Raw genomic sequence first — 18,222 nt, 5'->3', positions numbered from 1 at the left:
AGACCGTCGAAGCATCTGCACCGGGCGCGGTTCATCCCGATTTTGAACGGCCCCTCTTCGGCAGCCCAATCGTTTGCGATTTCTTGCATCGCAATGATCTCCGGTCCTCTGCCAATTGCTGCCAATGCAATCCGGCAGTCGTCGAGCGTCGTCTACGGTCAATGATGGCAGAACAGCATGTCCGGCAATGCGAGGAATACTGCCGGCGGAGGCGCGCTGGACGAGACCATTGAGGCAATCCGCCCCGCCCCAGCGACCGTTACCGAATGGCCGAGATGAAGCGTTGCCACGACCATGCGACGGCTGGTCGGGATGGCTCCGGAGGAGACTGCCCGGCCAGCAGCACGTCGCAGGGAGAGGCAGCGTTTCATCTCGGGGAGGCCGGCTGCGTGCAGCCGGCCGAGTAGGGCGCGGTCCTGACCAAAGGACAGGAGGGGCCATGATCAATGGGACGGGACAGCAGAGGGACAATAGACCTCCTCAACTTCTATCACCCACGGCCACGAGCCGAAAATGGCCGCACTAGTTCCGCACGTAACAACCGTCGCTTTGAAACATTAGGCACCCGAGGAAAACCGATTACTTGCGGTTGCTGTACTGATGTTCGCCACTAGAAGTTGCAATCGCAGGACGGACGCACCACAATATATCTAGAGTCGGCACTAGATGTTCTCTGCCCACCCACAAGCTCCACGAGACGAGGTAAGATTGAAGACACCGATTTTTGTAAGCTTCGACTTTGACAACGACCGACGGCTAAAGGATTTCATAATCCAACAAGCTCGTAGGCCCGACTCGCCGTTCCAAGTCATCGATCACTCGTTGAAGGAAGCAGCTCCCGAGATGAGTTGGGAGGCCAAGGCTTATAGGGCAATCGGTAGAGCCAGGGTTGTGCTCGTCATGGTCGGTCCTCAAACGCACCGCGCGCCCGGTGTATTGAAGGAAATCAAAATGGCCCGGGATCAAGGGAAAAAAGTGGTACAAATCATTGGCTATCGAGACGGAAACTACACTCCGGTCAAGGATGCCGGGCAACTCTATCGTTGGAATTGGGAAAACCTACGAAAAATACTTAGCTAAACGGGCTGCGAACTCACATTAGATCAGTCACGATTCCACCCTAATCCGAGGAACCCAAATGGCCCGTCGCGTTTTCTTTAGTTTTCACTTCAATAACGATCACTCACGCACCCAGCTCGTACGGAATATGAACTCTCTTGAGGGCAACAGTCCCGTGACGCCCAACCGCTGGGAAGAAATCAAAAATACAGGCGAAGCCGCCATCAAGAAGTGGATAAGTGACAATATGGCAGGGAAATCCTGCGTGGTAGTGCTAGTAGGAAGCGAAACAGCATCCCGGCAATGGGTTCGGTACGAAATAAGAAAGGCCTGGGAAGAAGGGAAAGGCGTCCTTGGCATTCATATCCACGGACTCAAAGACTTGAACGGCAATACTTCCACAAAAGGTACCAGTCCCTTTACAGACCTCAAGGTGTCTGAAGATGGCAGACTTGTGACGCTGGGATCAGCTCCGACACTGAAGAATCCTGCCGGAAGCACGAGCAAGGATATCTACGCCAGCATCCAAACTAACATCGAAAGCTGGATTGAAGAGGCAATCCAAAATCGCGCCAAGTACAAATAAGATCACGGACCCAAACTGGGCTTCAGTGCAATCTGAACCAGGAATATCGGCAGACTTTTATTCGGAGCATTATCCACATGAAGAAAGACGTAGAACGCTTTGTCGAAAAGTTTGTCGAAGAAATCCGCTCCGAAAATGCAGCTGTATTCCTTGGTGCGGGTGCGTCCAAAGCTGCAGGACATGTGGACTGGTCGGAGCTTCTTGCGCCGTTGGCGAAAGAGCTTGAACTTGACATCGAAAAAGAGAGTGATCTTGTCGCTTTGGCGCAATTCTACGAAAACCAGACCCGAGACCGGGCGACGATCAATCAGGCGATATTGGATGCGTTGGGTCGAAATGTCGAACCAACCGAAAATCACCGAATACTGGCGTCCCTCGACATCCCGGTTTTCTGGACGACGAACTATGACCGGCTTATTGAGGACTCTCTTCGTGAAGCTGGTAAAATCGCAGATGTAAAATACACGGTTCCCCAGCTCGCAACCACGAGATCGAAGCGACATGCCATCGTCTATAAAATGCATGGTGATGTTGAACACCCGGCCAACGCAATTCTAACAAAAGATGACTACGAAAAGTACTTCAAGACTCACGGCGCATATATTACGGCACTTTCTGGGGACCTGGTCTCAAAGACATTTGTCTTCATTGGGTTCAGCTTCTCTGACCCCAACTTGGACTACATTCTTTCGCGCGTTCGCGTAACGTTTGAGAAGAACCAAAGACGGCACTTTGCATTCTTTAAGAACCGATCACGGCAAGCGGACGAGAGTGACGAAGATTTTAGGCTCGCGCTGACACGACAACGCCTAATGATTGAGGACCTGAAGAGGTTCAACATTCACGCAATCTTGGTGGATGAGTATGAAGAAATCACGGAAGCGCTTCGAGAGGTGGCACGGCGTTTCCGCATGAGAACCATATTCGTTTCTGCTAGCGCATCTGAATTTTCGCCCTGGGGAGAAGACGCAGTTACGGGCTTTATGCGAAAACTCGGTTCGCTGCTGGTTGAGAACTCACTTCGGATTAGCACGGGCCTCGGTCTGGGCGTAGGCAATGCGCTTTTCACCGGAGCCCTAGAGGAGGTGTATAGAAATCTAGATCGCCAGGTAGATGATCACCTGCTTGTTCGCCCATTTCCTCAGTTTGTCGAAGATAAGGATGAACGCGAAAAGTTGTGGAAGACATACCGGGACGATTTCATTCCTTCAGCTGGAATGGCAATTTTCTTGTTTGGAAACAAGATCGTTGAAGGAAAGGTCGTTGAAGCGAATGGGATGGTTTCCGAGTTCGAAATCGCTGCGGAACACGGCCTCGTCTTGCTACCAGTGGGTGCCACTGGTTCCACCGCTGGTGCTCTTGCGAAACGCATACTAGAGGACCCCACATCTTATCCGAGTGTTCCCTCAGAGCTACTGCCACTCATTGAGAAGCTGAATGATCCTGTGACTTCGTTGGACGAACTCCTGCAACCGATCGTGGATCTGGTTCGCATCACCGAAAAGTTCGGAAAGTAACGATCCTTCCCTTGAAGCTGCGGAGAAATACCATGCCAATTTCCATAACAGATATCAGGCTCCAAGCACGAATGGGGGACAGGCGTGTTGCGAAGTCGCTGGCTGAAGCCCAACAGAACAGACTCACTACAGCATTCCTTTGCCATTCCCACCAAGATCGCGACCTCGTGCAGGGCCTGATTAACCTACTGACAAGGGCGGGTTGGCACGTATATGTGGATTGGATGGACAATTCCATGCCGAGTAAACCCAATCGGACAACCGCAGACAAAATCAAGAAGCGCATCAGGGAACTCGACTATTTCCTGTTTCTTGCCACCTCAAATTCAGTTTCTTCGCGATGGTGTCCTTGGGAAATCGGCTATGCCGATCCATACAAGTACCCCGAGAATCTACTGATAATCCCTACGCGCGAGGGTACGGTCACCCATGGGAACGAATACTTGGATCTTTACCGAAGGATTGATGTACGTACGGATGGGAGCTTCGCCGCAGTTGATCCGGGGTCACTATACGGCACCGATTTACGGAATTTGAGGTAATCGGGCATGATTGTCATGATCTCAACCGCTCTGACAACCTGCTAAGGCAACTAAGATCGACCTTGGAAGAACACGCGTCGAGAACCAATAATTCGTGATGCAGATAGGGGTGGAACTTTTCCGAAACAAGGTTTCCAGCATCACCGAAGAGGTCTCGCGCATCTTCCGCCGAAATCCTTCCAAGCACCGCCCGTAGATCGGGGGTTTCGTCCCCGTTCTCCACCAGCAGAAACCCGTCGTGCTGCTCGACTGAAAACCCCTCGCTTCTCAGAGCGAGCGCGAGGGTTGATGTCTTCACCGTACCGACCCGCGTCGCAATGACTGATGTACGCTCGCCGATGCTGCGTATGTTATTGGCCCTAAACCCCAGCTGTTCATAGTGAGCACGCGCTTCCTCGAGCATCATCAAAGAGACTGTGTCCATGTAATCTGGGCTAGAATCCCCCTCGAGCACGGCGAACATTCGGTCGATCACCTTGTCATGAATGTCGCCTGCATCGCCGCCAAAGACGGGAGGCACACCAGCCTTCGCGGGTTTGACGACAATGATCTTTTCACGATCATGGATTTCTTGAACAACCCAACGTCGCCCAGAGAATATTAATAGCATCCCAGGGGCAAGAACATTGTCGATCGGCAGGGTTCCAAGGTCCCGCCCCTCTGCAACCAAACGGAATTCTTCAGGTGTCTGGAACACCGCATAGAAGCTGTAATGCTCAACCAGCTTTTCGCCCGCGGGTCCCAAAAGTAGCAGCCCGCTGCCGGCCTGTTCGATCAAGCCGGTTTCTGGGTGGCCGATTGCACGCAACACATCTGCGAAGACTTCGGTTGTGACCTTCCGAAAAGGGCCTTCGCGGCAGAGCACGTTGTAGACCACGCTTGCAGACGCACCGCCGCGCTGCGCTATGTTTGCACGCAGCCTGCGGCGTTCCTGATCGCTGAGGGACGCGGCAGAAACCTGATCTTCCAGTGCCCTGCGTTCAGGATCCGCGATGCGACCATCCGCATGAGCAACGAACGACCCAAGTGCCAATTCAATCAAGGCGCTTCGATAGCTGTCGGAAACTTCCTCCAATCTTTCGATGGGTTCGCCCAGGCTAAACAGCACTACAGGCTCCTCCGCCTTGGGCGACCGGAGCGCAAACCGAGGGTCGGGCGCCAAACCGAAACCGAGGCGAGCGAGCGCGTCGGCCGCTCCTGTCATCTGCCGTTTCCCGATCTTCTCGTTCGTTTCTCCCTCCAGTCGTCCGATCACTTCCTCAAGCGGCACCAATCCGCCCCGATCGACGATAGTGCTTGCCCAAGATTTCAAGCGGTCCATTTCCTCTGATGGGAAGGCATCCCACAGTTCAGAGGGCAGCAAGGCATGGGCCTCCACGCTTCCGCGGCCATCAGGATTTCGGCCCAGGAAGCGACTGAGCTTGTCGAGGTCGTTCATCACCTCGTCTGCCAACTCCTGGGCTATCTCGACCGGCTTGCGCAGGCCGGAGATATCAGGGACCGGATTGCCATCCACGGTTGGGTTGAAGGTGGCTTCAAACTCGCAGGACGCAGCTCGGTAGGTCGCGGTGAGAACTTTCTTTGGCTTGGCGACCTTCAGGCCGTCCCCAAATCGTTGCGCAAAACGCAAACGAAAAAGAGCTATGAATTCGGCGCGACATCGCATGGCAGGTGTTCGCAGGCTTGTTTCCGGATGGCACATGAACCAACTCAGCAACCAGTCAGCTGTCAGGTTCTCGCCTTTGTCGATCCGGGCGCCGATTGCGTATTTGAGTGAGAACGGTAACTCCCATCCTAAACGCTCAAACATCGGTTTGATGGTGTTCAAGTTGGCGTCTACAAGCGTAGCAACATCAAGGAACTCACCTAGAAAACGCTGAACCAGGCGGTTTTCAGGATAAATTAACTTCAGCCGTTGAACTTCGTCGAAAATATCCTTGGCATCTTCCTTTGACCGGTCGACGAAGAAGCGGCGCTCCAGCCCGTAAAAGTACAGAATTAGGTAACCATAATTGTAGGAGGAATCGTTTTTCCCGCTCGCCAGCCAATCGAGGTAGGTTGCCCGGATCCGCGATGATATGCTGGAGTATGGCGGCCAGCTGGACGTTACGTCTTCAGTTTTGTCAGCACTTACGCTGGAAACCGATTGGCTGGGATCAATGTAGGCATAGCTCTTACGGCGAGACCAGTTGGCAGTTACCATCGGTCGAGTGCCTACATAAATCATTCCGCCGATGTCGCGGCCAGCAGCGTGAGCGGTTTGACCTAAGGGAACCCAACAATTCTCTTGGGAAACGGATGAACGTGCCTTCAGCTTTTGCGTCGATTGTTTGCTCATGATGGCCTCCTCAATGGCGAAAGCTGCAGACTTTCCAGCCCGAACGATTTCAGCGTAGTCCTGCTTTGGTGGGGAATAGGCCTGAACGGCAGCCGGCTCTTTGGACGCGTTGGCTTCGCGAGTTCGTTCGCGCTCACGCTCGATACGCTTGTCGTAGGCACTTGGGCGCGGCACCGGCTCAGGTCGGGGGGGTAGGTTTTCGGAACTCTCCTCAGCTTGCGCCTTTGCAGCGACTTTCCGCGATCTCCGTTTTTCTTGCCACCAGACCAGAATGACGGGAACACCAAATGCAAACAACATCTGGCCGCCAATCGGCCAACCCTGAAGCATTGTGGACACCACGACCATGCATAAGAAAAAATATAGGACGAGAAAGAATGTAATTCGGAAAAACTTGAGTATTGAAGACATTATCGGAACCCTCTCCGAACCACACTATTTTGCACAGCCATCTTTGCAACGACTAACGTCATGGTTGAAGCACTTCCTATGCTTTATGCTTGATTGGGCCGATGACCACATACATCTGTTCGCACCGTTGAGGGCACACCCCCGCCCCAGTGACCGTAACCGGAACGGCCGAGACGAAGCGTTGCCACGACCATGCGACGGCTGGTCGGGCTGGCTCCGGAGGAGACTGCACTGCCAGCGGCACGTCGCAGGGTGAAGTGGCGTTTCAGTTCGGGGAGGACGGCTGCGTGCAGCCAACCGACTAGGGCGCGGTCCTGACCAAAGGGCAGGAGGGGCCAATGTTCCCCTTGAATGCTTCAGCTTAAGAATCAAAAATTACTTCAACGGCAGGGCCATTGAGACAGGCGGAACACACTTTGATTGAGCTGAAAATCGAACTTGTTGGCATCAAACCACCCATCTGGCGCCGTATCCTCGTGCCGAATGACATCAGCTTGGACATCCTGCATTCCGTTCTCCAGGGCGCTATGCCTTGGCAAGACTATCATCTGCATGAGTTCGAGATTGGCGAAGACAGGTTCGAGGCCCGCGACGAAAGTGACGACAGCTGGGACCCAAACGATGGCCGGAAGGACGAAAAGAAGTTTGCTCTTGGAGAGCTGGTCAAGAAAGGCAGTCAGTTCACATATACTTATGATTTCGGCGATGGTTGGCGGCATCTCGTCACCGTTGAGAAGATTAGCAAACCAACCGGAAGACCAGATCTGGACTTTCCCGCCTGTGTTGCCGGAGAGCGAGCGTGCCCGCCAGAGGACTGTGGAGGGCCCTACTCATACGAAGAGTTTCTCGACGCGCTGACCGACAAACACCACCCGGAACATCGCGATACAAAGCAATGGGCGGGCGCGTTCGAACCGGAAGTGTTCAGCGTGCAGCAAGCCAATGCTGCCGTCGGTGCGATGTTTGTATGGGCAAAAGAACGCCACAATCGAAAGTGAAATCTGACTCTGGTTCGGCGCAGCGGCTTCGACAGGGGCACAAAGCGCCAACTTTTCGATCCGGATGGTCGAGCGGTCCTCTGCCAATCTAGGGCATCCACGCCCTGCTTTGCTGTTGAGCTTCAGAGTTGACAAACACCAGTCTCTTTGAGAATTACAGAATTTGTCAATCCTTGACGGACTATCTCACAGGTTTTCACAGAAACAAATGGCGGTCTCTTTAAAAATACATCATTGTGTCGCACATGAGTGGACAAGAGCACGAAAAGCTAAAGAGCCTTCTTGAGGCTGTCCCCACGGGGTTCCTCGTGGACTCCGTCTGGCTTGAGCACCACGGGATAGGCCGGCGTTCGTCCTACGCCTATGTCCAACGCGGCTGGCTGGAACGCCTTGGCCGCGGCGTCTTCCGCCGCCCCTCACCAAGCAGCGCCACCACGAACACCCTCGACTGGAAGACCTGCCTGCTCTCGCTCAAGCACATCATGCACTACCCTCTCCATATCGGCGGGGTGACGGCATTGAGCCTGCAAGGCTATGCGCACTATCTCTCCCTCGGCGACAAGAGCACAGTCTGGCTCTACGGCTCAAAAATCCCCAACTGGCTCGAAAAACTGCCGCTCAACACCGAACTCCGCACACGCAGCGTATCGCTGTTCTCCGACCCGGAGTTGGGTGTCGATGGCGCGCGAGAAAATCAGGGAGAGACAGCATCTTCCCTGCCGTGGGACTGGAAACTGGTGATGTCCTCACCGGAACGCGCGGTGTTTGAGGCGCTGGACGAGTTGCCGGATCAAGAGAGCTTTCACACCCTCGACATGGTGTTCGAAAGCCTGACGACGTTGCGACCGAGAACCCTCTCGGCACTGCTCAAAAGCTGCAAGAAGATCAAGGTCAAACGCCTGTTCTTCGTGTTCGCCGACCGCCACGACCATGCCTGGCGCAAGCGTCTCGATCCGGAAGAGTTCGACCTCGGCCGCGGGGATCGCGCATTGGTCAAAGGCGGCAGGATACATCCGCGCTACAGGATCATGGTGCCCGAAGAGTTTGTAGGAAAGGAACGTGGTCATGGCGCGTGAAAACTATGCCGCCCAAGTGGCGCTGCTCGTCCGGATACTCCCATATGTGGCCAAGGAGGAGATATTTACGCTGCAGGGCGGGACGGCCATCAACCTCTTCTATCGCGACCTTCCGCGCCTCTCGGTCGATATCGATTTGACCTATCTGCCCCTCACGGATCGCGCCGAAAGCCTCGTCGAGATCAACGACGCGATGGACCGGATTGCCGCCGCCATCGAAGGCGGCATCACCGGCTCCAAAGCGCAGCGCATTGCCGGCGGTGGCGGCGGCCCACGCGTCTCGTCACTCGGCGACGTTCAGAGCGTTCTGGCAGAAGCTGCAGGAGGCAGGGAAACCGGTGAAAGCTGCTTTGGCTGCGACGGCCAGGAAGCTGCTCAGCGTGCTCAACAGCATGGTCGTGAACGGCACCTACTTCCGGGAAGTTCAGCCAACCTGAATACAGTTGCCGGAAAACCCGGAACGCTTCAGAGCCCCTCTCACCGATACCTGCAACAGCGGTGTGGACCTGCAATTTGACAAAACGTCCCTCGTGTGGTTAAGTGTCCTTGGTCCGGGGACAGAGGACATTTCGTACAAGATGATGAAAAGTCAAGATATTGTCATTTTGCTCAAGCTTGTGAGCCTGCAAAATCAGGAAGATTCCGATCTTCTAGATAGCCCCGACTGGTCCTCGGGTCGCGAAGAGCCTTACTCGGTCCGTGGTCTGGGCAATTCTCTTGGTATCAGCAAGACAGAAGTCAGCGCTTCGCTCAACCGTAGCCTAGAGTCCGGCCTGGCCATAAGGGATCGTAGCTATCGGCGGGTGAAGCCAAATCGTCGTGACCTGTGCGAGTTTATCGCCAATGGTCTGAAGTTTGTCTTTCCGGCGAAACCCGGCGCGCCAGAGCGAGGCGTTCCAACTGGGTTCTCTGCGCCGATGCTCGAAGGTCAGCTCATTAGTGTCGGCCAAGACATCTATGTATGGGCTTATGCGGAGGGTCGAGTGCGCGGACTTTCGATTGAACCGCTGTTCAAATCTGTCCCCGAGGCCGTCCAGAAAGACCAGCGCCTGTACGAATATCTCGCACTGGTCGACGCCATCAGGCTTGGCAAGCAGCGTGAATCCAATCTTGCCGTCGAGCGGCTCAAGCAAAGGCTCCTGAACAAATGACAGTCCAGGGGCAGCTTCTCTATATGCTCGAAACCGTGGCCGAGGCCATCGGGGACGATCTGCGCGATCGCCTTGTATTTGTCGGCGGATGTACGACGGCACTCTTCATCACCGATCCGATCACGCTGGAAGACGTGAGACTGACAAATGATGTCGATCTCATCGTCGACCTGGCCGGTTACGGCGAGTGGATAGAGCTGGAGGAACAACTGTTCGGGAAGGGCTTCACGATTTCCCCGCAGGACGAAGTCATCTGTCGTATGAGACTTGGCGAACTCATCGTCGATTTCATGCCGGACGACGAACGCATCCTCGGTTTCTCGAACCGCTGGTATGCGCAGGGCATCGAAACAGCAGTCTCACATCCGTTGACGGGCGAGCTGGAGATCAAGCATCTGACTGCGCCGCTCTTTATCGCGACGAAGCTCGAAGCCTACCGCGGGCGTGGTGGCGACGACCCGTTGGGGAGCCATGATCTCGAAGATGTCGTAATCGTCGTGGACGGGCGGGAGGAACTTCTTGCTGAAGTTCAAGGCGCAGACGAAGACGTGCGCAACTTTATCGCTTCAGAACTCCGGGCATTCAAAGAACACGCGGACTTCGACAACTTCCTGGAAGGGAATATCAGAGGCCCGGCTGGACGAGTCGACATTGTCCGCGACCGTATCGACGCGCTCGCGAATTGCGATGGCGGTGGCTGAGATGGGAGTAGAGATCAGGTGGCGCAGCGAACAAGGACATCGCACCAATGACAATCGCGATTGTTGCGGGGTTGGACTTCGTGACGATGCTGTTCTTGCTGTTGTGCTCGACGGCTCCTCGAACGGGAAAGCCAGTGGTGCTTTCGCTCGCGACGTGGCGCGCAATCTGATTGACTGGTTCGTCGTTGCGGAAGTCGTGACACCGAAGACCATCATCGACCGTTTGCGCGTGATCCACGCGGAACTTTCACGCACATATCGGCGAGACTCGGCGAGTGTCGTGATTGCACTTATCGAAAGGCAGGGTGCGACCTGCATTCTCCACGCCGGTGATTGTCTTGCAGGATTGGTTCAAGAGACGTCTGACATCGAGTGGTCGATACAGCCGCACACCCTGGCAAACGCCATATCGCCGGTAGCGATTGATGAGCTCGCACGGTCACAGTCGCGTAACCTCCTTACGCGGAGCTTTCGCACAAAACGATTCATGGTTCCCCAAGAGACCGTCCAAACATTCGGGGCAGGTCAGCGCCTGGTTCTCACGACTGATGGGTTCTGGGCCTCACTCGATCCCGAACAGAAGACCGCGTTTCTTCGGGGCGGTGCGTTCCAGCCTTCCGAAGACCGGGATGACTGCAGCGTCCTCACGTTAACTGTCGTCGAAGATCAGCCGGACGAGGTAATCGAAGCGGCCGGTGACAACTTTTACGTCGTAGATGCAAGACCCTAGACCGAGAGTGGCTCGCACGATTTCGTTATTGGAATAAATTAGGTACATTTGGCATCCGTCCGCTCCCCACCCGATCACAATGCGCGGTGCCGGATCATCGCTGCGCCGTGCACCGGTGACCGCATTCTCAGGAATGCTGCCGTTGCTGCGCTGCGCCGCCGAAAGTCGGCTCTCCGCCCACAACGATGAGGAGGGAATGCCTTGTCGCTAATAAATGCACGAGGCTTCGTTCAGAGTAAGTATCCGCCGAAGGCCGCTGACGTGCCCTATTGATCAAACGGGTTTTGGAACTGCTTTTGGTTTGCGGGGTTTTGGGGTCCACTTTTTGGCGAGGCGCTCGAAGTTGTCGAGGATGCGACCGATCTCTGCCTCTTCAGGGTCGAACTTTTCCCCATACCATTCCAGCATCCGATGGTGTTCTTCGTGTTTGAGGTCGGCCATGGCGTCAACGAAGTCGGCGTATCCGGGGAAGCCACCCACATCTTCAGGGGGGCATGCCCCGATGGCCCTGACAAGGCGCGGGTATGCAGCACCCGGGATGGCATCATCGATTTTCTCGACCTTGATCACATGGTGCCAGTTGTCGCCAAAGTCATAGATGTAAAGGATGGTCTTGGTGCCGACATCTTCGAGGACATCCAGCAGGCTGGATTTGTTCGCGGGCAGCGGGCCATCGTAATAGCCGTCAGGGTCTGGCACGCCCCAGCCAACACCGCCGACCCGGAACTCATAAAGGTGGCTGTCGGTCCATCCCATCGCGGCCTGGATCACGTCGTGCAGGCGGTTCAGCTTGATCTTGAGTGGCACATCGAAGCGCCGCAGCACCTGAGGCTCTACATCGGATAATGTCACCTTGAGACGTGCGACCAGTGTCATGCGGCAATCCTTTTCAATTCAGTGGCGGCCTTCCAATGCCAAGGCAGCAATTCATGCACGCGCGAGATCGGGATATCCGGCAGACGGGCGAGCACATCGGCCAGCCAAGCCTGAGAGTCGATGTCGTTCATCTTTGCCGTGACGATGAGGCTATACATGAAGGCTGCCCTGTCGCCACCACGTTCAGACCCTGCAAAAAGCCATGATTTTCTGCCCAATGCGATGCCGCGTAGAGCGCGCTCGGCGGCATTGTTGGTCAGGCAGAGGCGCCCATCATCAAGGAAGGCAGTAAAGGCGTCCCAGCGACCTGTCCCGTCGAGCATGTAATTGATCGCCTTGGCGACAGGGTTGTGCTTTGACATCCGTGCCCGCTCGGCCCGCATCCAGTCATGCAGATCATTGACCAGCGGCGCGACCCGCTGCTGGCGAACTTCATGACGCGCTGCGGCTGACAGGCCAGTGATTTCACGCTCTACAGCGAAGATGGCATCGATCCGCGTCACGGCGTCGAACGCAATGGGCGAGATCTCTTCTGCAACCTTTTTGCCCTTGCGGGCGATGGCTTTGATATCGGCTAGCTCGAAGAACTTGCGCCTTGCATGGCTCCAACACAGCGCAGAGCGCACCGGACCCGGGCTGCGATCTGCCAGATACAGGTCATTGTAGCCGCCATAGACGTCCGACTGCAGCACACCACACCATCCGGCCAGATGCCGGGTCGGATGTTCTTTCCGACGATCTGTTGAGAACTTGAAGAAGGCGGCAGGCGGCGCGCCGCTATCCCATGGGCGGTCATCACGCACATAGGTCCACAGACGCGCGGTTTTTGTGCCACCGCGCGCCAAAAGCGGCACGGTCGTGTCATCACCATGCAGACGGCCGCCGTCCAGCACATGACGTTCGATCAGCGCATGGATCGGGGCCAGCGCGACACAGGCATGACCAATCAGATCAGCCAGAGTGGACAGGCTGAGGTCGATACCTTCTCGTGCAATCCGCTCGGATTGTCTGTTCAGCGGCTGGTGCTGTCCGTATTTATCAAAGGCGATCATGGCGATCAGTTGCGGTCCTGCCCATCCACGCGGGATCGCATGGAACGGGGCGGGTGGCTGGCTGATCTTCTCGCAGGCCCGGCAGGTGAACTTCTCACGGACCGTTTGGATCACCTTCCACTGACGCGGGATCACTTCCAGCGTCTCGGTGACATCCTCGCCCATCTTCACGATGCGGTCCGAACCACAGCAGGTGCAGTTGGTTGGAGCTTCAATCACCACACGTTCGCGAGGCAGATGGTCGGGAAAGGGTTTGCGCACCGGCTTGCGCCGCGTGAAAGCGCGCACGGTGCTGGTCTTATCTGTCGCGGCGGCCTGTTCAGCCGCCAGCGCATCCTCGGTGGCGGTCGCGTCCAATTCCTCAAGCTGCAATTCCAGCTGATCGATCAGTCGCGCACGACCTTCGGAAGAGATGCCGTATTTGTCGCGCCGCAGCTTGGCGATCTCCAGCTTCAACTCCTGGATCATTGCCTCCGTGCAGGATGCCAGGGCGCGGGCCTGTGCCAATTCGGCTTCCGCCGCCTGTGCGCAGGCTTGTGCAGCCTCAGCCGAGGCAGTCTGCGCAGCAAGTGCGGCGCGCAATTCAGCGATCTGCAAGGCGGCATCTGACATGGCAGATGTCTACCATGAACGCCACGAAAGGCCAATAAAAACAGGCGCTTCACCGCAGATTATCCAGCCGTCTTAGGCCTTTGCGTCCAGCGCGGATTACGCCAGTCGATCCCTTCCAGAAGATAACCGAGCTGGGCGGATGATATCGCCACAGCCGTCCCGTCCTGGCTCACAGGCCAGATGAACTTGCCCGCCTCAAGCCGTTTCAGATACAGCGACATGCCAACCCCGTCATGCCAGAGCAATTTCACCAGATCACCTTTGCGGCCTCGAAAGCAGAATATCTCACCGGCATTCGGGTCGCGCCCGAGGCCCTGTTGCACCGACAGCGCCAAGGTGTTCATCCCGCGCCGCATATCCGTCACACCACCCGCGATCCAAACCTTCGTGCCCGCCGGAAACGCGATCATGACCGCACCATCAGGCCATTGAGCAGACGCGCAGCAGCCTCCATGTCGAAGCCGGAGGGGATCGTCACGCGACACCGAGGGCCAAGGTCAATCGTCAATACTGGCACCGGCGGCGCTGGAACATCATCAGGGCCAGAACCGTCTTCGACCTGAAGAACGCGCAAAAATCGTGGGCCAGCCCCAAGCAGCCCATTCTTGTGCCTGTATCGCCAATCGTAAAGCTGTGATCGCGAAATGTCATGGCGCCGTGCGACCTCCGCCAATGTCACGCCATCACAATGGCTTTCCTCAACGATCCGGACCTTCTCATCATCCGTCCAACGGCGACGGCGACCGGTATCAGAGACAGATAAAACTTGCATGCGGGGGGTGTTCTCGTGTGCGTCCATAAGGACACTCCGTAACCGATCAGAACACAACCCATCCAGACGGTCCTCGGCGTAGGTTTACCCCTCATCAAAGTCCTGCAGGTCAAATACCTGAATAACATTCTTGAACAGGACCACCGTTTCATCAAGCGCATCACCGCTCCGATGTTAGGCTTCAAGGCGTTCCATTCCGCTGCAGCAACCGTCGCCGGCATTGAGATCGCACACATGATCCGCAAGGGCCAGTTCGGCACAAATGATCTTTCCGCATTCCAACAGTTCGCGGCCCCTCGCAGCATAATCATTTCGAAAGATTGGACGCCCTCAATCTACCCCGAAGTTTGCGACATAACCTGCGACACTGCCGTCTGTCTCCGGTCAGAACCCTTGCGTCAGCATATCAATGGCGACTGTGATTTCTGAAAACTGTGCGCTGAGGTTTGCCTCCGGCGTCTTCAGAATGGATAGTGGTACCGCCGATATGAACTGCGTGACCATAACATATGGCTTTCCCGCAAGTTCGAACTGCGGATTCAGCCGCTTGGCAGGCTTGGGGGCACTGCCCAGGGACATCAGCGGCACAACGACCCGGGTGTTCAGACCGTCCAAAAGATCGGATTGGACGTCCAAGAGAAAGCCTCGACCGTCTGGGTTGCGGAAGACATCATATCTTGCCATCAGAACTGCCGGAAACGTTCAAGCGGAAGGCCGTGGTCTTCGACATACCTGTTTGAGCTTTCTAGAGCAGAGGCATTTTCAGCGCGCCAGTGTTCGGCACGCACTTGAGCCACAGCGCGCCGAACGCCTTCCTCCGCCGCGCGCGACAGATTCACCTTCAAAGACTTCGCCTCAGACAACAACGCACCGTCGAGCGACAGGTTGGTAGATTTTCTGGGTTGAGTTTGCATGCTCGGCCTCCTTACTGCGATCAGATTACGCCCATAACGGATGCGCGTCAATCATGCGCATCCGTTATGGCTCTGATGTTGGGTTTGGGTAGCCCCTCCTGACGGCACTTATGTGCCAGAATGATTCAGACAAGATCAGAAGGATTTGGGGCATTGCCATGTGTGGAGGTTCAATTCAGCGTCACACTTAGTCTATAATCCACGCCTGAGCTAAGCTGCGGGAACTGTGGCCGTTGCTGACCCTCAGTAAGCTCTGGCACCCTTCCTGAAGTAAAGAGGACAATCTCCTGCAGCGAGTTAAACCCATCTCGATTTCCTACACGGCTGTCGGCCAGACCACCCAACCCTTCCAAAAGGGCCGCTGTAAATGCCCCATGGCCACCACCAAAGCTATCGTCTTCAAAGCTCAGCTGGGAGTGGGCAAAACCTGGTGGTCGACGTGGTAGGGTAAGGTATCGGAACAAGGCGGGACCCACCATGGAAGTAAACATTTTTGTCGAGACGACGTTTGACGATGGAGAAACCAAGAAGCGCAATATCGGTCGACTTCGCCGTGCGCCGGACGAGTTTGGTTCCGAGAGTTTGGGCCTTCTCCTCAATGACGCAAAGACCTTACTGAGGCGTTTGCAGGAGACGATTGTGCAAGATCAGGTCGGTGAAGCAATGGAGGCTCGCCGGAAATGCGATGGCTGTGGCAAACAACGCGCGATCCATGATGATCGAGGCCGTATTCTCGACACTCTTTTCGGGCGAATTCGGGTGAAGTGGCCAAGGCTTCGACGCTGCTTGTGCCAACCGGCTGGGGTCGCGAAATCTGGGCCACAATCACCACTTGCCGGGTTATTCTCTGACCGTGCGACTGCCGAACTTCGGCGCCTGCAGGCTGAATTGGGGGCCAGGCACTCGTTTCGGGAAGCCGCTCGATTAATCGAAATGTTCATGCCCTGTTCGGCTCAATTGAACACGACCGTTCGAAATCGTTTGGGTCGCATCGCCGACGAGCTAGGCCGCGAAAACGTAAGCCAAGGAGACGCGGATACAATCGCTCCGCCATCACCACTGACCGTTTTCCTGGATGGTGCGCACATACGATGTCGACCTGAATACCAGAAACGGCACCTCGATGTTGTAGTCGGCAAGGTTGAAAGCCCCAATATGAGCCGGCGGTTTGGTCTCGTGCAGCAAGCCGCCGGTTCTCCAGCAAAGCAGCTCCGACATGACCTGATCGCGCAGGGCTGGGACGGTCAGAGCAAAGTGACCGTGATTTCAGACGGCGAACCTGCACTGCCGAATTTGGTGAGGCGTGCCGTTCGAGGTCCCGTCACCCACATACTGGACTGGTGGCATATCTCGATGCGGGTCAAGCACATTGAAAATGCGGTGCGGGGACTTCTGCAATCGAAGGGCTTTTCAGGGTTGCCGCTACTCTTCGAGCGACCTGCTGATACACTGCGTTGGCACCTTTGGCACGGCAAAGTGATGACCGCCGCGACAATCCTCAAGGTTCTTCAGATCGATTGCGATCGTCTGCACGCCGAAACCCGAGAATTACGAGAAGCGGCCAAGCGGGTCAAAGCCCGGTGCCAGGACCTCTATTCCTACCTTGCGAACAACTTCGACGCGCTCGTAGACTACGGCCATCGACACCGGAATGGCCTCGCAGTTTCGTCGTCCCGGGCAGAAGGCTGTGTTGATGACATCGGCAACACCCGCATGGGCAAGCGGCGGCGCATGAGATGGTCACCGCGGGGCGCGCAACGGGTTGCCGTCACTCGGGCCGCTGTCCTTGACAGAAGGCTAGGCGTCTCAAAGCGGGCCGCTTAACCACCAAGTTTTGCCCACTCCCGCAGGCCGTCTTGTGCCGGAGCCGCGACCGGCAATGGATTTCGCCCCAACCGGACCGGATTATATATGACGTCGGCGGGGATTATGATCCTGCGGCGCAAATCTTTGATCACCACCAACGCCCCGGCCCCCTGCGTGAAGATGGCCAGCCTTTCAGCTCTTTCGGGCTGATCTGGGCGCATTACGGGCGCGATTATCTGACGACGCTGGGCGTGCCCGCCGATCAGGTTGAGGCGATTCACCACAAGTTTGACACCAATTTCGTCTTGCCGATTGATCTGCTCGACAATGGCGCGATGGAACCATCTGTGGCGGGCCCACTGTCGATCCTGACCCTTCCCACGCTTTTGGGCAGCCTGAAGCCGGTCTTTGACGACGTATCGCCAACGGCCAATGATGACGCGTTTTTCACCACCCTGCCCATTGCCCGACAGTTCGTCGAGGCGCAGATCCGCAATCTTGCCGCCAAAGCACGCGCCGTCGGTATCGTAGAAGAGGCCATCGCCAAGGCCGGCCCATCCCCCATATTGGAGCTGCCAATGGGGATGCCCTATCGCTCGGTGCTGGATCAGGCAGAGGCAGACCATATCCTGTTTGTGGTCCATCCGCGCGGTGACGACTGGACGCTGGGAGGGATCAAGCTGTCGGGCGACACGTTTGAGCAACGCGCCGATCTGCCTGCGGCATGGGCGGGTCTGACGGACGAGGCACTTGAAGCGGCAAGCGGCGTCAAGGGCGCAAAGTTTTGCCATAACGCGCGCTTTATCGCGGTTGCGACAACCCGTGAGGCCATTCTGGAAATGGCCAGGATCGCCGTACAGGATGTCAGTGACGCCCTATAATCAGCCAAGCTGAGCAAGGGCCGCTGCACCACATATCCCGAAATTGCGCCTTCTTTATCAGGCGGCGTTAAAACCGTTTTATGCGGCCCTGTGGTCCTGCCTGAATAAAGTCATCGATATTACAGGACCTTGGGGTTTCGGCTTGCGCAAGCGGGGGATGCTTACCCGTCAACAAAATTTCTCTTGCAGAAGGGTGTTTT

17 protein-coding genes and 3 pseudogenes are annotated in these 18,222 nt (G+C 56.1%); 13 read left to right on the top strand and 7 right to left on the bottom strand.

Annotation, left to right across the window (positions count from 1 at the left end; translation table 11 throughout):
* Window positions 1-708 precede the first annotated feature (708 nt).
* From AADW22_RS15160 to AADW22_RS15145, 4 genes are all read left to right on the top strand, one after another.
* Window positions 709-1,080, top strand: a complete 372-nt coding sequence (locus AADW22_RS15160; protein WP_156209801.1) for a TIR domain-containing protein — start codon at window positions 709-711, stop codon at window positions 1,078-1,080.
* Between the two features lie 58 nt (window positions 1,081-1,138).
* Window positions 1,139-1,645, top strand: coding sequence for a TIR domain-containing protein (locus AADW22_RS15155; RefSeq protein ID WP_407474616.1), 507 nt, complete (start codon window positions 1,139-1,141; stop codon window positions 1,643-1,645).
* 77 nt (window positions 1,646-1,722) lie between these two features.
* Window positions 1,723-3,162, top strand: a complete 1,440-nt coding sequence (locus AADW22_RS15150) for an SIR2 family protein (RefSeq protein ID WP_050524417.1) — start codon at window positions 1,723-1,725, stop codon at window positions 3,160-3,162.
* A gap of 32 nt (window positions 3,163-3,194) precedes the next feature.
* A complete protein-coding gene (locus AADW22_RS15145) occupies window positions 3,195-3,704 on the top strand; it encodes a toll/interleukin-1 receptor domain-containing protein (protein WP_407474615.1) in 510 nt (169 codons plus the stop codon).
* A gap of 13 nt (window positions 3,705-3,717) precedes the next feature.
* On the opposite strand, the gene AADW22_RS15140 is transcribed toward AADW22_RS15145, so the two are convergent.
* Window positions 3,718-6,453 (bottom strand): TerB N-terminal domain-containing protein, encoded by a 2,736-nt coding sequence (locus tag AADW22_RS15140; protein ID WP_407474614.1) that lies wholly within the window; start codon window positions 6,451-6,453, stop codon window positions 3,718-3,720.
* A gap of 416 nt (window positions 6,454-6,869) precedes the next feature.
* On the opposite strand from AADW22_RS15140, the gene AADW22_RS15135 reads away from it, so the two are divergent.
* The 6 genes and pseudogenes from AADW22_RS15135 (at window position 6,870) to AADW22_RS15110 (ending at window position 11,109) form a co-directional block, all read left to right on the top strand.
* The gene (locus tag AADW22_RS15135) at window positions 6,870-7,451 is read left to right on the top strand and encodes a plasmid pRiA4b ORF-3 family protein (RefSeq protein WP_245890225.1); all 582 of its coding nucleotides are present in this window, start codon (window positions 6,870-6,872) and stop codon (window positions 7,449-7,451) included.
* A gap of 245 nt (window positions 7,452-7,696) precedes the next feature.
* Window positions 7,697-8,527, top strand: coding sequence for a type IV toxin-antitoxin system AbiEi family antitoxin domain-containing protein (locus AADW22_RS15130; RefSeq protein WP_407474613.1), 831 nt, complete (start codon window positions 7,697-7,699; stop codon window positions 8,525-8,527).
* Window positions 8,517-8,798: pseudogene (locus AADW22_RS15125) on the top strand (nucleotidyl transferase AbiEii/AbiGii toxin family protein); the annotation flags it as partial. The gene AADW22_RS15130 and the pseudogene AADW22_RS15125, both read left to right, overlap by 11 nt.
* Window positions 8,799-9,108: 310 nt before the next feature.
* Window positions 9,109-9,678: a hypothetical protein gene (locus AADW22_RS15120; RefSeq protein ID WP_037207778.1), complete on the top strand. Its 570-nt coding sequence runs from the start codon at window positions 9,109-9,111 to the stop codon at window positions 9,676-9,678.
* A gap of 23 nt (window positions 9,679-9,701) precedes the next feature.
* Entirely contained in the window at window positions 9,702-10,379 is a 678-nt protein-coding gene (locus AADW22_RS15115; protein ID WP_198963366.1) for a hypothetical protein, read from the top strand.
* Entirely contained in the window at window positions 10,330-11,109 is a 780-nt protein-coding gene (locus AADW22_RS15110) for a PP2C family protein-serine/threonine phosphatase (RefSeq protein ID WP_407474612.1), read from the top strand. The genes AADW22_RS15115 and AADW22_RS15110 overlap by 50 nt, the downstream gene beginning before the upstream one ends.
* A 273-nt stretch (window positions 11,110-11,382) precedes the next feature.
* Here the strand turns inward: AADW22_RS15110 and AADW22_RS15105 are convergent, their stop codons facing one another.
* From AADW22_RS15105 to tnpA, 4 genes are read right to left on the bottom strand one after another with little or no spacing between them, the layout of a single operon-like run.
* Window positions 11,383-11,985 carry a plasmid pRiA4b ORF-3 family protein gene (locus AADW22_RS15105; RefSeq protein WP_407474611.1) on the bottom strand — a complete coding sequence of 201 codons (603 nt, stop codon included), beginning with the start codon at window positions 11,983-11,985 and terminating at the stop codon, window positions 11,383-11,385.
* Window positions 11,982-13,649 (bottom strand): IS66 family transposase, encoded by a 1,668-nt coding sequence (gene tnpC / locus AADW22_RS15100; protein ID WP_407474610.1) that lies wholly within the window; start codon window positions 13,647-13,649, stop codon window positions 11,982-11,984. The genes AADW22_RS15105 and tnpC overlap by 4 nt, the downstream gene beginning before the upstream one ends.
* Before the next feature lie 59 nt (window positions 13,650-13,708).
* Entirely contained in the window at window positions 13,709-14,059 is a 351-nt protein-coding gene (gene tnpB / locus AADW22_RS15095) for an IS66 family insertion sequence element accessory protein TnpB (protein WP_149766380.1), read from the bottom strand.
* Window positions 14,056-14,448, bottom strand: a complete 393-nt coding sequence (gene tnpA, locus AADW22_RS15090; RefSeq protein ID WP_407474609.1) for an IS66-like element accessory protein TnpA — start codon at window positions 14,446-14,448, stop codon at window positions 14,056-14,058. The genes tnpB and tnpA overlap by 4 nt, the downstream gene beginning before the upstream one ends.
* Before the next feature lie 66 nt (window positions 14,449-14,514).
* Here tnpA and AADW22_RS15085 point away from each other — a divergent pair.
* Window positions 14,515-14,712, top strand: a pseudogene (locus AADW22_RS15085) (DDE-type integrase/transposase/recombinase); the annotation flags it as partial.
* Between the two features lie 93 nt (window positions 14,713-14,805).
* Here AADW22_RS15085 and AADW22_RS15080 read toward each other — a convergent pair.
* The gene (locus AADW22_RS15080) at window positions 14,806-15,105 is read right to left on the bottom strand and encodes a CcdB family protein (protein WP_407474608.1); all 300 of its coding nucleotides are present in this window, start codon (window positions 15,103-15,105) and stop codon (window positions 14,806-14,808) included.
* Window positions 15,105-15,335 carry a type II toxin-antitoxin system CcdA family antitoxin gene (locus AADW22_RS15075; protein ID WP_407474607.1) on the bottom strand — a complete coding sequence of 77 codons (231 nt, stop codon included), beginning with the start codon at window positions 15,333-15,335 and terminating at the stop codon, window positions 15,105-15,107. The genes AADW22_RS15080 and AADW22_RS15075 overlap by 1 nt, the downstream gene beginning before the upstream one ends.
* Window positions 15,336-15,812: 477 nt before the next feature.
* On the opposite strand from AADW22_RS15075, the gene AADW22_RS15070 reads away from it, so the two are divergent.
* Complete coding sequence (locus AADW22_RS15070; protein ID WP_078543006.1) at window positions 15,813-17,159, top strand: ISKra4 family transposase; 1,347 nt, start codon at window positions 15,813-15,815, stop codon at window positions 17,157-17,159.
* 20 nt (window positions 17,160-17,179) lie between these two features.
* Window positions 17,180-18,022, top strand: a pseudogene (locus tag AADW22_RS15065) (MYG1 family protein); the annotation flags it as partial.
* Window positions 18,023-18,222 lie beyond the last annotated feature (200 nt).

The sequence above is a fragment of the Sulfitobacter sp. PM12 genome (genome assembly GCF_045586035.1).
GTDB classification, from domain to species: domain Bacteria; phylum Pseudomonadota; class Alphaproteobacteria; order Rhodobacterales; family Rhodobacteraceae; genus Sulfitobacter; species Sulfitobacter pontiacus.
Note: the sequence above shows the minus strand (reverse complement) of the source record. Positions and strands in the feature narration are given on the sequence as shown.